The following is a 14,535-nucleotide window of genomic DNA, read 5'->3' as shown; positions in this document are numbered from 1 at the left end:
ATGGCCAAAGTCCGGGTGGATGTGTTGGCCACTGCGAGGGGGCTGTTTCCCAGCCGCGAGGCAGCGCGGCGCGCCATCATGGCTGGCTTGGTCACTTGCAACGGGCGCCGAGTGGACAAGCCAGGGACCATGGTCACCGACGATGCCGTGATTGAGGCCCTGCACGCGGAACACCCGTACGTCGGCCGCGGTGGGTTGAAGCTGGAACGCGCTCTGGACCGGTTTGGCCTGCGGCTGGACGGCAAAATCGTGGTCGATGTGGGGGCTTCCACCGGGGGGTTTACGGATTGCGCGCTTCAGCACGGGGCGGTACTGGTCTACGCGGTCGATGTGGGGTATGGCCAGTTGGCCTGGCGCCTGCGCAACGACGAACGGGTGCGGGTGATGGAGCGGACGAATTTTCGCCACGTGGACCCTGGGGCGTTCGACCCGCGGCCCGAGGTGGCGGTGATGGATGTATCGTTCATCTCCACGCGTCTCCTGCTGCCCAAATTGACCACGGTCCTGCCGGTGGGTGGGGAGGTCATCAGCCTCGTGAAGCCACAGTTTGAGGCGGGACGTGAGAAGGTGGGCAAAGGGGGAATCGTGCGCGATCCATGCACCCATCTGGAGGTTTTAGGCGGTTTGGTGAACTGGGTGTACGAGCACGGCATGTCGTGCCACGGGCTTGACTATTCACCCATTGCCGGTGGGGATGGCAATTTGGAATATCTGGCCTGGTGGCGCGTCGGCACGGACGGTGGCTCGGTTTCGCGGGGACAGTGGTTGTCCAGAGCCCAGGATGTGGTCCGACAGGCTTGGTCGGACCTGCGCGGTCAACAGGTTGACCTCTCGGGGTGCGGCCCAAGTGACAGGCCGCCGTCGGGCGGATAACCGCGCGTGAGAGGAGGGCCTCCATGGGGTGGCAGGCGGCTATCGCTATCGTTATTGGAGCCTCCTTTGTGCTGCTGGTGCTCCGGTCCATGCTGTCGCAATGGCGGTCCCCGGAACAAACGGCGCCTTTGCGGGGAAAACTGAGTGCGGCCAAGCAGTGGCTGGAAGACAACGGATACCAAATTACCCACGTGAAAGCCCGTTGCGAATGGGTGGGGTACTACGATGCTCGGGAGTTCCGTAAGACCCTGACGGCCGATTTCATCGTGCGCAAAGGGGCGCGTTCCCTTGCGGTCAAGGTCGTCAATGCCCGGGAATCGGGGATGAGCGGGGCCCGCATGCGCGAGCAGTGGTACCCCTTGTATGCCGCTTTTCAGGTGGACGGCATCCTGCACCTGGATGTCGATCAGGAGCACGCGCACACCGTGGATTTCGAAGTGAAGGCCCCGCGCTACGTGGTGACCCGCAAGGTGATCAACCGCTGTTTATGGCTGCTGTCGGGGGTTTTTCTCGGGTTACTTTGGTCCCATATGCAATGAAACCATGCAGATGTAGGGCGTAACAGGAGGGTGCCAGCGGTGAGGACGGTGGCAATCGTGGCCAACCCGCACAAGCCTCGGGCCATGGACGTGCAGGCGGCTCTGGCCGGTCGGCTTCAGGCAAGCGGTTTAGGGGTTTACACAGCGACAACAGCGATGGAACAGGGTTGGTCCGATGCCGTGCGGTCGCAGGTCGCCAGCGCAGAACTGGTTTGTGTGCTTGGCGGAGACGGCACCTTGCTCGGAGTCGTTCGGGAGCTGGCTGGACACACGGTTCCGTTGCTTGGAATCAACATGGGACGGCTGGGATTTCTTACGGAGGCGGAGCCGGCCGATCTCGATGATATTGTGCACCGGCTGGTGCAGCACGAATATGACCTGGAGCGACGGTTGATGCTGGAGGCCAGTGTCAACCGCGCAGGTGCGTGTATGGGGCGGCTGGTCGCCCTGAATGAAGTGGGTGTCGCAAAAGCCGCCTTCGGCCGTATGGTGACCGTCGACACGTACGTGGATGGCGTGTTTTTGGATTCGTACAGCGGGGATGGTGTCATCATTGCAACTCCTACCGGTTCCACCGGGTACTCCTTGTCGTGCGGCGGACCCATCGTCTGTCCGCACCTGTCGGTGATTCTTGTGACACCCATTTGCCCTCACACCTTGTCCACACGCCCCTGCGTGGTTGACGACAGCCAAGAAATCCGTCTGGTGGCGCATGCCGCCCATGAGGACCTCGTCCTGACTGTCGACGGTCAGGTCAATGTGCGGCTGCAGCCCGGAGACGCGGTAACGGTACGGCGAGCGTCGGCCGATGCGGTGCTCGTGAAGTTGCGGGACCGGGAGTTCTTCTCGGTGTTGAGGACGAAATTGCACGGAGGGGAAGACGGGCCGGTACGTTCATAACGGCCCTACGCGGCACGACTGGGGGAAGGTGCGGCTATGCTGCTGGAACTGTCCGTCCAACGGATTGCTCTGATCGAGTCGTTGCATATCCATGTCCGTCCGGGGCTGACCGTGTTCACAGGGGAAACAGGAGCCGGCAAGTCGATTCTTCTGGACAGCATCGGATTGTTGCTGGGCAATCGCGCAAGCTCGGACTGGATTCGCAGCGGGTGCGACGACGCGGTCGTTGAGGCTCTCTTTGAAGTCGATAGTGAAGACGTTCGGCGGATGCTGTCGGAATGGGGATTTGCGGACGGACTGGAGGAGCCGATTCTGCTGTCGCGTACGATTCACAGGTCGGGCCGCAGCGTATGCCGGATAAACGGGCGTTTGGTCACGGTGCAGATGTTGCGCGAGCTGGGCATGAGGCTGGTACAGCAGCATGGACAGCACGAGCACCAGGGACTGGTGCGCAGCGAAGAGCAGTTGCGCGTCTTGGATTTGTATGGAGGGCATGAGCAGGCCCTGGAGGAGATGCAGCGCGCCTACCAGGCTTGGCGTGAGGCGGATGCCAAGTACCGTGAGGCGCAGATGGACGAACAGGAACGGGCGCGCCGTCTGGATATGTTCTCGTTTCAGATACAAGAGATAGAAGCTGCCCGTCTTCGCCCTGGGGAGGAAGAGGAACTGCGCGAGCGACGGGCGCGTTTACAGAATCTGGACAAGATCTATCGAGCGGTGCAGCAGTCTTTGGATTTGCTGGACGGATCGTCCGGGGCGGTGGCCGCGCTGGTGGAATCCCGGGAAGAGATCGCTGCGGCTGTGGAATTCGCAGCGGAGTTGCGGGAAACCGTAAACCTGTTGGAAACAGCCCAGGTGCACGCGGAGGAGGCCGCTCATTTTCTGTCGCGGTTTGTGCACCACTTGGATGCGGATCCGCAAGAGTTGGAACAGACCGAGGCGAGGTTGGCCGAAATTCGTGCCCTGGAACGGAAGTACGGGGCCACGGAGGCTGAAGTCCTAAAGTATTACGAGGAAATTCTCGCTGAGCACCGTCGGCTTCTCGCCCACGACGAACAATTGGCCAAATTGGCCGCTACGTGTGAACGCCGCCGTCGTGAGATGGAGCGAGCGGCTGAAAAGTTGCACCAGCGCCGACTTGAGACCGCCGCCAAGTTGAGTGGGGAGATTGAGCAAGTGCTGCGTTCCCTGGACATGGAGCATGCCCGTTTTGCCATTGACGTGCGCCTGCGCACGACCGGGGAGGGCGATGTGGTATACAGCGAAACCGGGGCCGACCAGGTGGTGTTCTTGTTCTCCGCCAACAAAGGCGAGGAGCTACGGCCCCTGGCCAGAGTGGCGTCTGGCGGCGAGCTGTCGCGCACGATGTTGGCCGTCAAGTCGGTGTTAGCCGAGGTGGACGGGTTGGATACCCTGATCTTCGACGAGATCGACACAGGCGTCAGCGGCTCGGCGGTCCACAAGCTGGCTACCGAGTTGCGCCGCTTGGGCCGCGGGAGGCAAGTGCTGTGTGTGACACACTCACCCCAGATTGCGGCGGCCGCGGTTGACCATTATGTCATTCGCAAGCAAGAGCGCGACACGGACACCATCAGCTTGGTGGAACGCCTCGACGAAGAGGGCCGGATTCGGGAGGTCGCCCGCTTAATCGGGTCCGATTTGGCCGACGCCACAGCCTTCACACACGCGCGGGCGCTGGTGGAGGGCTTTGCCCATGCATCCGCATAAGGCGCCTGACGTGGTAGGTTTTTTGCATCATTAAAGCGTTCCCCTCGGGGCACCTTACAATCACGAAGCAGACCGTGGGAGGTGCCGGTTCAAGGGGGGCGTACACGAATGCAATCCAGACGCAGGAGTCACGTGTGGTGGCGTATCGGTCTTGCGGTTTCCGTGGTCTCCATGTGCTTGTCTCCACCCGTTCGGCAGTTGGCTGATTCCCCGCCCGAAGTGTGGGTGCCTACGGGTGGGCGCGCCGATGTATCGGTCGGCTGGAAATCCTTCTGCGTCCACACCTCGGACGCCCGGGTGGTGGAAACAGACACCCACTCTCGCGAACACGCATCCGCCTTTTCTGTGATTGGCAAACACCCAGGCCAAGCCTATGTTTCCACCAAGCTACTGGGTGTCATTCCCTGGAAGGCGGTCCGGGTGCAGGTGGTGCCCGCGTCGTCCGTTTACGTCGGCGGGCAATCGGTCGGCATCCGCATGAATTCTCATGGGGTTATGGTCATCGGGTACCAGCGCGTTGGGGGGCAGGATTCACCAGCTGCCCGGGCGCATGTACAGATTGGGGATGTCATCGAGCGTATCAATGGCGCGCCCCTGACGAACTCGGACGAGCTTCAACGCCTATTGGCCCGTTTTTCCAAGCATCACGCCCTGACACTCACGATTCGTCGCCGCGGGCACCTGCAGACCCTTCAGGTGCGGCCGGCTCTCGACTCGTCAGGAAGAGGGCGCCTGGGGCTGTTTGTTCGCGACCGCACCTCTGGGGTTGGCACGTTGACGTTTTACGATCCGTCCGATCAACGATTTGGTGCCCTGGGTCATGTGATCACGGATGTGGACACCGGTCAGCCGATAGACGGCGACGGTTTGGTGTACGAGGCTGAGGTCACCGGCATGGTCAAGGGTACCGCTGGCCACCCGGGAGAAAAGCGCGGGCGCTTTGTGGCTCCTTCCGTATCCATCGGCCGGATCGACAAAAACACGGCTTTTGGCGTGTTTGGGAGCATGAAATCCCCCCCGCCGCATTTGTACTTGCGGCATCGCGTCCCTGTCGCCTTGCCGGAGCAGGTTCACGACGGTCCAGCTGAGATTTTGACCGTGGTTTCGGGTGAAAGAGTGGAGGCCTTCCGTGTGGAGATTGAAAACATACAGAGTCAAGACGAGCCAAAGACCAAAAGTATGGTGATCCATGTTACAGATCCTCGCTTGTTGAAGCTGACCGGCGGCATTGTTCAAGGCATGAGCGGCAGTCCTATCCTGCAGGACGGCCGTCTGGTCGGCGCTGTAACGCATGTTTTTGTATCCGATCCGTCCCGGGGATACGGGGTATACGCCCGCTGGATGATGCGGGAGTGCGAAGCCGATGCGAAGGCCGGCACGGACCAAGCCCGGGTCGCCTGGGCGCGGAACGGTCATGTCGAATGATGTCGAATAGGGATTGATTGACGCGAAAACTATTCAGAAAGCTTGGGCAGGACATCCGCCATGGGGTGTCGAATAACAAAAACCGACAGTCAAGCGGGGAGGAATTGCCCAGTGGCAGGTTTTCGCGTGTTGATTGCAGATGATAATCGTGATTTTGCTGAACTTCTTCATGAGTATATCTCGAGTCAGGACGACATGAGTGTCTGTGGGCTCGCGTACAATGGCAACGATGTGGTGAAAATGGTACGCGAGCAACGACCCGACGTCCTGATTCTGGATATCATCATGCCCATGCTGGATGGCCTGGGCGCACTGGAACGATTGGTCAAAAGTGAAGAGAGGATTCCGAAGGTGATTATGCTTACAGCCTTCGGACAGGAATCTGTGACAAGACGGGCAGCTGAATTAGGGGTTTCTTATTTTGTGCTGAAGCCGTTTGACATGCCTGTCTTGGTCGAGCGTATTCGTCAAGTTTGCACGCCCAGCGCTGTGGCCGCTGGGGCGTCGGTTCAGGCTTTGCCATCCGTAAACGCCTCGGGGCTGGCCGCTTTCGACAATCATGCTGATGCCATTTCTCGGCATGCCCTGGATGCGGCTATCACCCAGATCATCCACGAAATCGGGGTGCCTGCGCACATCAAGGGATATCACTATTTGCGAGAAGCGATTGCGATTGTGTTTCAAGACGTGGAGATCCTGGGCTCCATCACGAAGGTGCTGTATCCTCAAATCGCGGAGCGCTACAAAACCACCCCGTCGCGTGTGGAACGGGCCATTCGCCATTCCATTGAAGTAGCATGGGGGCGCGGAAACATGGAAGCTATCCGTAACGTATTTGGGTACACAGTAAGCGCAGCCCGGACTAAACCCACCAACAGCGAATTTATCGCCATGATTGCGGACAAGCTGCGGATTGAGTACAAGGTGGGGTAAGGGTTTGGTATGCGAAGTTTCACTGCATAGAGGGGCAACTGCCAATTCAGGCAGGCATGCCCCTCATCCCATTGATCAGGCCTAAAAAGAACTACGTCGCCAGCCATAGTTTAACCACGAAGTCATTTCTCATCATAACATCCCTCACATACGATTATGGTGATAAATCAATATGGTGGAATATATTACATAATATCTGATCGCACAGCTTGCTCGCTTTTGTCAAGGTGTCTGCGCTCGGATTCCATGTTACTATAAGAGACGAGAAAGGCACCGGTATATACCCTATAGGCTGGGTTCACCGCTGAATGCGCTCGGGCGAGCGCACGGACATTCGGAAGAGGGAGCGAGGATGAAGACTTGGGCTTGGCTGAAAATGGTGTTGAGTGGAGCTGTGGGAGCGGCGGTCGTGTTGGTTGGAGTCTGGTATATGCCTCATCGGATGCAACGATCGACGTCCGACAAAGCCACCCCAGGACCGCAGGTGACGATTCACGTAGGACCCGCCACACCGGTTAATTCCGTCAATCCCAGTGGAGAAGATTCGCAAGCGGAACGCAAAGTATATGATACCGTGCAACAAATGCTGCAAGCACCACCTGACAATCTGGACGCCTCTGGTTTTGTTCAGTCTGTAATGGCAAAGGCCGGCATCTCGGTGCCGAGGACGGTGGAGGAACAGGCACAAACAGGGACTATGGTGGACAATCCGGCTGATTTGCGGATTGGAGACTTGGTGTTTTTTGATTTGGAGGGTACCGGCAGCTCGGCAACGTTCGACGGCGTTTACATAGGGCAGGACCAGTTTGCCGCCATGACCACCCATGGCCTGCGGGTTGTGAGCCTCAGCGATGCCTACTGGTCGGACAAGTATTTATACGGCCGGCGTGTGATGTAAAGCGTGGGGCCTTGTCCGCCGATGGACGCCGAGCGAGTTGATATCGGCAGGCCCCATGGCGATTGGATTCTGCCGGCTTGTGTTCACTCTTCACGCAGGTCTGCAACTGGCACGGTGAGGATTTCCCCAGTCTCATATCGGATCTTGGCATAACCGTTGGTCTCGTAAATCTCATCGATGTGGACCGGTCGCCCTCGATACGTCACCGCGATGACGCGAGGCGATCCGAGAATCTGCTGAGCACGCGTGAATTCCATGGGCTGTCGCCTCCTGTTGTTGGTCACACCTGGTCATTTATAAGATTCCCGCGGCTCGGGGTGTGATGCGGGAAGTCGCAGGGAAAACCAGTCGGGCAGTCCCAATTTTGTAATGGCAGAGGGGCCGTGGCCTCCAACTGGGAGAGCCAACTTGACAATCCGGCCTAGACTTCATAAAATAGACTTCGTCCCGTTTCTACGAGACGGTTTGTATGGAGTGATGGCCGAGTAGGTCGAAGGCGCTCGCCTGCTAAGCGAGTATACGCTGTAGAGGCGTATCGAGGGTTCGAATCCCTCTCACTCCGCCAGTTTCAGCGAGCCAAACACGGCTCGCTTTTTTCGTTCACCCGCCATCTGGCTACTGGGCAGTGGTTCAGTGGCTGCTTCAAGGCGATGGTTTCAGGGCTTCATACCGTCCCGGAGCCGCAGTGCCTCCTGGTACCAGGACAAGTACGCTGCGGCGAGGGCCGCTTCCACCTCCTGTGCGTCAAACTTTCCCTCGAATACCACTCGTTGATCCATCCAGTCAGCAAATTTGTCAAATACATTGGGCATTTGCCTCCAATGGCCATCCTTGACTGTGACTTGCACACGCTCTTCTTGGCAGGTGGTGGACACGACGAACTCCGGTGGCTGAACCGAGTCCTGAAATCGGATTGTGAAACCCGGATTGGCGTCCGGCGACGGACCAACCCGCAGGTGCGGGTCCGCAGCGGCCCATTCTCGCGCACACCGCGACAGCATGGTCTCCAGTTGCGCCTGAGTGTCCCGCTGTATCGCCTGCATATGGGTTTGTTGCCGTGTGTATAGGGATGCCGCAGACTCATGCTCATGTCGAATTCGTGCCATTTCTCGTTGAACGTCGAGGGATTTAACCACGGGCGTTTCCTCCCTGCCGTGATTCAGTCGAACAGCTTTGTGCATTTACATTCTCGCTTCTTTGGTTCCAGTTATGCAGGGGTCTATCACAGGACAAGCGGCTGCGGGCGGGGAGAGGTATGTCCGGTATGCCGCGAGGGAGACTAAGCAGGCAGTCCCAGGGGAGGAGATGCGTCACAATGTTCGAGACCAATCAAGAAAGGGAAGTTGGTCGTAATCCACGGCAATGGGACCTGGACAAGCAACACGTGCCCCCGATCTCCCGCAATCTGCAGGACAACGTGGATTACTTGAATCGACTGCTTGGAGTTGGGTACGGTCCGGGCAACGCCTGGGACCTGATGGCCAAGCCGTTTCGCTACGGCGGCCTGAATATGATGGCGTATGTTCTGAACGGGTATTTCACGACGACCAATCTGGTGTTGATTCTGGACAATTTTGAAAGGCAGATCAGTGAGTTTGTGACGCGCCGGGAAGGCCAGGGATTCAGCATTCAGGAGTTGGCTCAATACTTGAATACGCACATTGGTTTTGTGCAGGTTCAGCCGTTTGCCGACATGGGCGAACTGATCCGGCAAATCCTGTCTGGTCCCATGGTGATCTTCATTGATGGTTTTGACGTAGCACTGCTCATCGATACGCGCATTTATCCGATGCGCAGCATCGGCGAAAGCGAGATTGAACGGACTGTACGCGGGCCGCGTGACGGTTTTGTGGAAACCATGTTGTTCAATGTCGCCCTCATCCGCAGGCGCCTGAAGGACCCGCGCATTCGCACGGAACTGCTGCAAGTGGGCAACCGTTCAAAGACGGATGTCACCATCATGTACCTACAGGACGTGACCAATCCCGAGTTGGTCGATCACGTCCGGATCGCTCTCAATTCGATTGATGTGGATGCGACTCCGATGGCGGAGCAAGCCATCACAGACCAGATGATGCGCGTCAAATGGAACCCGTATCCGATTGTGCGGTATACGGAACGAGCCGACGTGGCGGCGACAGCGTTGGTTGACGGACATGTGTTGATTATTCCGGATACCACCCCGGAGGTGATCATCGCCCCCATCACATTTTTCCAGTTGTTACAAAACCCAGGCGAGTACCATTCCTATCCGTTGGTCGGTACGTACATGCGCTGGGTGGTCTTGTTGTCCGTCTTGCTCAGCACCCTGCTACCGGGCATCTTTCTGGTCGTCAATCTGCACCCTGAGGCGGTTCCGAAGGAGTTCTCATTCTTCCGCGCCGACACCACCTATCCGCTGCCCATATGGATGGAACTGTTGATTGTAGAGCTGGGATTGGACGTATTGCGGATGGCGATGGTCAACATCCCGAGCGTGCTCGCCTCGTCGGTCAGTATTGTGGCGGCTGTCATCTTCGGAGAATTTGCGAGCAAAATCCAGTTGTTTCAACCGGAGGTCTTGGTCTATATGGCGTTCGTGTTGATTGCCCAATTCGCGATTTCCTCGTTCGAACTAGCGAACGCCAACGCGCTCACACGCCTCTTTCTCATCCTCGTCACCGAGGCCGGATTTGCCGTGGGTATCCGGGCTTGGGGTTTCCTGGTGGGGGTCGCGGCCTGGGTGCTGCTGCTTGCCACCACGCGCTCCTTGGGAGTGCCTTACCTGTGGCCCCTGATTCCCTTCCGATGGAAAAATGGCCTGCAAGATATCCTGCTTCGCAAACCGATGTCCACCATTTCTGGGCGGCCTGAAGTGCTGCGGCCACGCACGGCTAAACGCAAGGGTTGAACCGGCGCACATCTGGGTGATCACCCAGGCGGACCTCGGCGCATAGGCTACCGTGGTTGTTAGCCCAAACGGGCAGCGGCCCGGAGACTGACCGTCGAGGTGATGTGCGTGCGCCGAACACCTCCCGCTTCCGAAGCCCATGAACATTCCCGTGAAATCTTGCAGCGTTACCGGGACGGTCAAATCGCGCTGGCTGAAGCCCTGCAGTGGTTGGCAGGGCCGGGAGACAATCCGCAAGGCGCTGACCAGGAGCCCCTGAGCCGGTCGGCGCTGCTCAACCTTCTGGCAGAACTGGACACGATGGTTGGGTTGGAACAAGTGAAAGCGACCGTGCGAGAGATCTTTGCCCTGTTATACATGCAGCAGCGCCGCCGACAGTTTCAGCTTCAGGATGAACCGGTCGTCTTGCACATGGTGTTCAAAGGCAATCCCGGTACCGGGAAAACCACAGTGGCCCGGCTACTGTCGAAGATGCTTCACCAGTGTGGATGGCTCAGCAAAGGACACCTGGTGGAGGTTGAACGGGCCGATTTGGTCGGCGAGTACATCGGGCATACCGCCCAAAAGACGCGTGAGCAAGTGAAAAAGGCACTCGGAGGCGTCTTGTTTATCGACGAGGCGTATTCACTGGCACGCGGCGGGGAAAAGGACTTTGGGCGCGAAGCCATTGATTGTCTCGTGAAGAGCATGGAGGACTATCGTGACCAACTGATTGTGATCATCGCCGGATACGAACAAGAAATGGATTGGTTTCTGGCGACCAATCCGGGCCTGCCAAGCCGCTTTCCCATTCATCTGAGCTTTCCCGATTACGACGCCTCTGCCCTGATGGCCATCGCACGCAAAATGGTCAGCGAACGGCAGTACCGATTGAGCCGGGAGGCAGAGCACAAACTCCGTGCCCATCTCCAGGAAATTCTGCAAACCCACACGCGCCGAGGCCACTTTAGCAATGCCCGCTATGTCCGTAACACGTTGGAACGTTCCATCCGCCGACAAGCGATGCGCCTGTTCGAGGAAACGCGCATCAGCCGCGAAGCGGCCATGACTCTGGAGGCGAGCGATTTTGTCTGGGAGGGGGAAGTGCTGTGAAACGGGCCCTAATTATAGGGCGCAGCAATGTGGGCAAGACCTTGTTTTGCATTCATTTTGCGGAGTATCTGGGGCTCTCCAAGCTGCGTTGGCGCGTGCAGCATCCGGAAGGCCAGCGGGAGAGCCTGCGGCTGGGCGTGCAACAGTCCAAAGCTGCATTGACCAACTCTGCTCCTCACTTCACGCGCGCTCTTCAGTCAGTGGACATCGCCATCCCACGCGGCAAGCTCGGGTACCAATTGATGCTCACCGATTCCACGGGGTTGACCGACGGCATCCACTCGGATGTCAGCCTTCGCAGAGCCATGGCGCAGACGCTGGAGGAGCTGTTGCACGCGGATGTGATCTTGCACATGGTGGATGCAGCGGAAATTGTGTGGGCGCCTCTGGACGAACAGATTTACGCGTTCGGCCGAAAGTCGAGTGGCTACCTGCTGTTGGCCAACAAGATTGACTTGCCGGCCGCCAAACGGGGCTACCGTCAATTGGCGCGCCGGGTCTCGCCAGCACTCATCCTGCCCGTGTCCGCTCTGAACGGAAACGGGTTTCGCGAGGTGAAACAGTGTGTCTGGCGAATGGTTTGACGCTTTGCGTACACTCGCCTGTCTGTTGCTGATGGCCGCCGCGGTGAAGCTGATGGACGACTATTTGGATAGCGATTATGACATGGCTTGCGGGAAACGAACGCTGGCAGCCCGGCTGGAGCGCGCGGCTCTGCCGTACGGTCTCGCCATTGCCCTTGTGGCTGCATTCTTGAATCTGGACGTCGCCATCGCGGTTTTTTTCGGCAGTTATTCGGTGGGGATGTTTTCCAATTGGAAGGCGAAGATGCCAACTCGTCTTCCTGCGTACGTCGAAATCGCGGCCTCGGTGGCATTGGCGTGCCTGCTTACGGGATGGCAGACGGCTCTTTGGGGATTGGCGGTGATGGCTGCGATAGACTGGCTGGATGACGTCGTGGATCGAGCGGTCGACAGGCGCAGCGGGCAAGGGAATGTGGTTGTGCGCATGGGCACCGTCGAAACCTTGCTGCTGGTTCTGGCCGCGCTCTGTGTCTCTGTCTTGACCAACGCAGGGCTGACCGTGCTGGCGTTTCTCGCTCTGCCGGTCGTCAGCGTATTGGCCGAATTGACGACGCATCGGCTGTGGCAGGCACAAGAGGGGAATGGGGGGCATTGGCGATGAATCTATGGGGCTGGGGCCTGGTTGCCTTTGTGCTGTGGACCTTGCTCGTGTTCGCCGTGGCCAGACGATCCGGCCGTCGCGAGGGCCGCCGCGAGGCCGAGGCGGCGCTTCCGCTGGCACTGCGTCGGACGGCTCTTGCACGTGGGCGCTGTCCAGTGTGTGACCATCGCTGTGATACAATCGAAAAAGAATAGTAAGGCCGTCCTGTACCGGTGGATAGGCTTCCGGGCTTGATTCGGTGCTTGACAGGAAAGGATGAACTCATGAACGCTTCCCCATCGTCGATACTTGAGGCGGCCTGGCATAAGGTGCAGCCTGTATTTGCCCGAATTGACCAACAGGCCATCGTCAATCAGAAAAAGGTGCTCTCAGCCTTTCAAGCGGAGCACGTCACCGCCCATGACCTGCTGGGTTCCACCGGCTACGGTTTGGACGACGCCGGAAGGGACAAGCTGGAGGCCATCTGGGCGCGCGTTTTCGCTTGCGAAGCGGCTCTGGTGCGGCCGCAAGTGGTGTCCGGTACTCACGCCCTGCGTCTGGGGTTGTTTGCCGCGCTTCGACCGGGGGACCACCTCGTGTTTGCGACCGGTGCGCCGTATGACACTTTGGAGACCGTGGTCGGCATCCGCCCCCATCCGGGGAGCTTGAGTGCGTGGGGGGTTTCGCACACCATCGTGCCTCTACAGGCTGATGGGACGGTTGATGTGGACGCGGTGATCCGGGCTATCGGACCGACGACAAAGGCAGTGATGTTTCAGCGGTCGCGCGGTTACAGCCTGCGCAACTCGCTGTCGGTCGGGGAACTGGCGAGCGCCATGCAGGCGATACGGGCACACGCCCAGCAGGCTTTCCTGCTCGTGGATAACTGCTACGGAGAGTTTGTCGAGACACAGGAGCCAACCGAGGTGGGAGCAGATCTTGTGATGGGCTCGCTGATCAAAAATCCAGGGGGAGGATTGGCTACCACGGGGGGATACGTGGTTGGCAGGAGAGACTTGGTCGAAGCTGCCGCCGACCAGCTGTACGCCCCTGGCCTGGGACGGGAATCGGGGCCGACGCATGAATTCTTGCGCACCTTCTACCAGGGACTGTTTTTGGCGCCGCATGCGGTCTCGCAGGCCGTGAAGGGCTCGGTCTTGGCTGCGGCTGTGTTCGAATCCTTGGGGCTTGAGGTGTCTCCCCGCTGGCAGGATCCACGCACAGACCTTATCCTCTCAATTCGGTTTGAACGCCCCGACAGGTTGATGGCGTTTTGCCGGGCTGTACAAAACAGCGCCCCTGTGGACTCCTTTGTGCGGCCGGAGGCCGCTCCGATGCCGGGATATGAATCCCCGGTTGTCATGGCAGCCGGGACCTTTGTCCAGGGCGCCTCCCTGGAGTTGACAGCCGATGCACCGTTTCGTCCGCCGTATGTGGCCTACATGCAAGGCGGACTGACTGTGGAGCACGTATATATAGCGTTGGAGCGCATTCTGGATGCGATGTGTCATACCTAATCGTCGGAATTTGGGCATGTTTTGTCACGTTGAATGTTAAGAAACCTGCCAAAAAAGGTTGTGCCGAATAGGGGGGAATGATAACATGACCTTAACCGCTGGGCACGGAGGGGTGGCGATGGACCTCAAGGACCGGATGCGGCAGCCGCTTTTCTCGATAGGGGTGGTGCAGCAATTAACCGGGTTGACCGCTCGGCAGATTCGCTACTATGAACAGCAGGGATTGGTTTCGCCTGGCCGAACGGAAGGAAACCGACGCCTGTTCTCCTTTGTCGATGTCGAGCGCCTCGTGCACATCCGCAGCTTGCTGGACGAGGGCATGACGTTGTCTGACGTTCGGAACTTTCTGGCTGCAGAAGCCAAACAAAAGCGGAGGGGTCAATCGGTCCGAGAGGAGGCGACTGACCAGCAGGTGTACCGGTGGGTCGAGCGGGAACTGCTCGGGGAAGGCAAAGGTCCGTCGCAATCAGTGCTGCAAGGGGATTTATCTCGTTTTTACCGCCGTCGTCCATGAAGGAGGCAGTCGGAGCCTCATGGCCTCGACAGGAGAGTTGATGGGCGGAGATCGTTGTGAGT

16 protein-coding genes and 1 tRNA gene are annotated in these 14,535 nt (G+C 58.7%); 15 read left to right on the top strand and 2 right to left on the bottom strand.

Annotated features, from left to right (window positions below; translation table 11 throughout):
* The 7 genes from AK2_RS07345 to AK2_RS07315 all read left to right on the top strand — a co-directional run bounded on the left by AK2_RS07345 (position 1) and on the right by AK2_RS07315 (position 7,296).
* Positions 1-873, top strand: coding sequence for a TlyA family RNA methyltransferase (locus AK2_RS07345; RefSeq protein WP_067932917.1), 873 nt, complete (start codon positions 1-3; stop codon positions 871-873).
* 23 nt (positions 874-896) lie between these two features.
* Complete coding sequence (locus AK2_RS07340) at positions 897-1,412, top strand: hypothetical protein (RefSeq protein WP_067932915.1); 516 nt, start codon at positions 897-899, stop codon at positions 1,410-1,412.
* Between the two features lie 39 nt (positions 1,413-1,451).
* Entirely contained in the window at positions 1,452-2,312 is an 861-nt protein-coding gene (locus AK2_RS07335) for an NAD(+)/NADH kinase (RefSeq protein ID WP_067932914.1), read from the top strand.
* Positions 2,313-2,348: 36 nt separating this feature from the next.
* Positions 2,349-4,040, top strand: coding sequence for a DNA repair protein RecN (gene recN / locus AK2_RS07330; protein ID WP_067932912.1), 1,692 nt, complete (start codon positions 2,349-2,351; stop codon positions 4,038-4,040).
* Between the two features lie 108 nt (positions 4,041-4,148).
* Entirely contained in the window at positions 4,149-5,465 is a 1,317-nt protein-coding gene (spoIVB, locus tag AK2_RS07325) for a SpoIVB peptidase (protein WP_067932910.1), read from the top strand.
* A 111-nt stretch (positions 5,466-5,576) separates the two neighbouring features.
* The gene (spo0A, locus tag AK2_RS07320; protein WP_067932908.1) at positions 5,577-6,398 is read left to right on the top strand and encodes a sporulation transcription factor Spo0A; all 822 of its coding nucleotides are present in this window, start codon (positions 5,577-5,579) and stop codon (positions 6,396-6,398) included.
* Positions 6,399-6,750: 352 nt separating this feature from the next.
* Positions 6,751-7,296 (top strand): C40 family peptidase, encoded by a 546-nt coding sequence (locus AK2_RS07315; protein WP_067932906.1) that lies wholly within the window; start codon positions 6,751-6,753, stop codon positions 7,294-7,296.
* A gap of 83 nt (positions 7,297-7,379) precedes the next feature.
* Here the strand turns inward: AK2_RS07315 and AK2_RS16425 are convergent, their stop codons facing one another.
* Positions 7,380-7,553 (bottom strand): H-type small acid-soluble spore protein, encoded by a 174-nt coding sequence (locus AK2_RS16425; protein WP_083520952.1) that lies wholly within the window; start codon positions 7,551-7,553, stop codon positions 7,380-7,382.
* A 214-nt stretch (positions 7,554-7,767) separates the two neighbouring features.
* On the opposite strand from AK2_RS16425, the gene AK2_RS07310 reads away from it, so the two are divergent.
* A tRNA-Ser gene (locus AK2_RS07310) sits at positions 7,768-7,861 on the top strand.
* A gap of 91 nt (positions 7,862-7,952) precedes the next feature.
* On the opposite strand, the gene AK2_RS07305 is transcribed toward AK2_RS07310, so the two are convergent.
* Positions 7,953-8,432: a hypothetical protein gene (locus AK2_RS07305; RefSeq protein ID WP_067932904.1), complete on the bottom strand. Its 480-nt coding sequence runs from the start codon at positions 8,430-8,432 to the stop codon at positions 7,953-7,955.
* Positions 8,433-8,611: 179 nt separating this feature from the next.
* Here AK2_RS07305 and AK2_RS07300 point away from each other — a divergent pair, with 179 nt between their 5' ends.
* From AK2_RS07300 to AK2_RS07270, 7 genes are all read left to right on the top strand, one after another.
* A complete protein-coding gene (locus tag AK2_RS07300; RefSeq protein ID WP_083520951.1) occupies positions 8,612-10,186 on the top strand; it encodes a spore germination protein in 1,575 nt (524 codons plus the stop codon).
* Between the two features lie 108 nt (positions 10,187-10,294).
* On the top strand, positions 10,295-11,278 hold the full coding sequence (locus tag AK2_RS07295) for an AAA family ATPase (RefSeq protein ID WP_245632815.1): 984 nt from the start codon (positions 10,295-10,297) through the stop codon (positions 11,276-11,278).
* Complete coding sequence (locus AK2_RS07290) at positions 11,275-11,862, top strand: GTPase (RefSeq protein ID WP_067932902.1); 588 nt, start codon at positions 11,275-11,277, stop codon at positions 11,860-11,862. The genes AK2_RS07295 and AK2_RS07290 overlap by 4 nt, the downstream gene beginning before the upstream one ends.
* On the top strand, positions 11,843-12,463 hold the full coding sequence (locus tag AK2_RS07285; RefSeq protein WP_067932901.1) for a hypothetical protein: 621 nt from the start codon (positions 11,843-11,845) through the stop codon (positions 12,461-12,463). Before AK2_RS07290 ends, AK2_RS07285 begins: the two co-directional genes overlap by 20 nt.
* On the top strand, positions 12,460-12,657 hold the full coding sequence (locus AK2_RS07280) for a hypothetical protein (protein ID WP_067932899.1): 198 nt from the start codon (positions 12,460-12,462) through the stop codon (positions 12,655-12,657). The genes AK2_RS07285 and AK2_RS07280 overlap by 4 nt, the downstream gene beginning before the upstream one ends.
* 69 nt (positions 12,658-12,726) lie before the next feature.
* Positions 12,727-13,959 (top strand): methionine gamma-lyase family protein, encoded by a 1,233-nt coding sequence (locus AK2_RS07275; protein ID WP_067932897.1) that lies wholly within the window; start codon positions 12,727-12,729, stop codon positions 13,957-13,959.
* A gap of 85 nt (positions 13,960-14,044) precedes the next feature.
* Complete coding sequence (locus AK2_RS07270) at positions 14,045-14,473, top strand: MerR family transcriptional regulator (protein ID WP_245632814.1); 429 nt, start codon at positions 14,045-14,047, stop codon at positions 14,471-14,473.
* Positions 14,474-14,535: the final 62 nt, after the last annotated feature.

Origin of the sequence: Alicyclobacillus kakegawensis NBRC 103104, assembly GCF_001552655.1 — a bacterium.
GTDB lineage: Bacteria > Bacillota > Bacilli > Alicyclobacillales > Alicyclobacillaceae > Alicyclobacillus_G > Alicyclobacillus_G kakegawensis.
This window is presented reverse-complemented; position numbering and strand designations above follow the sequence as displayed.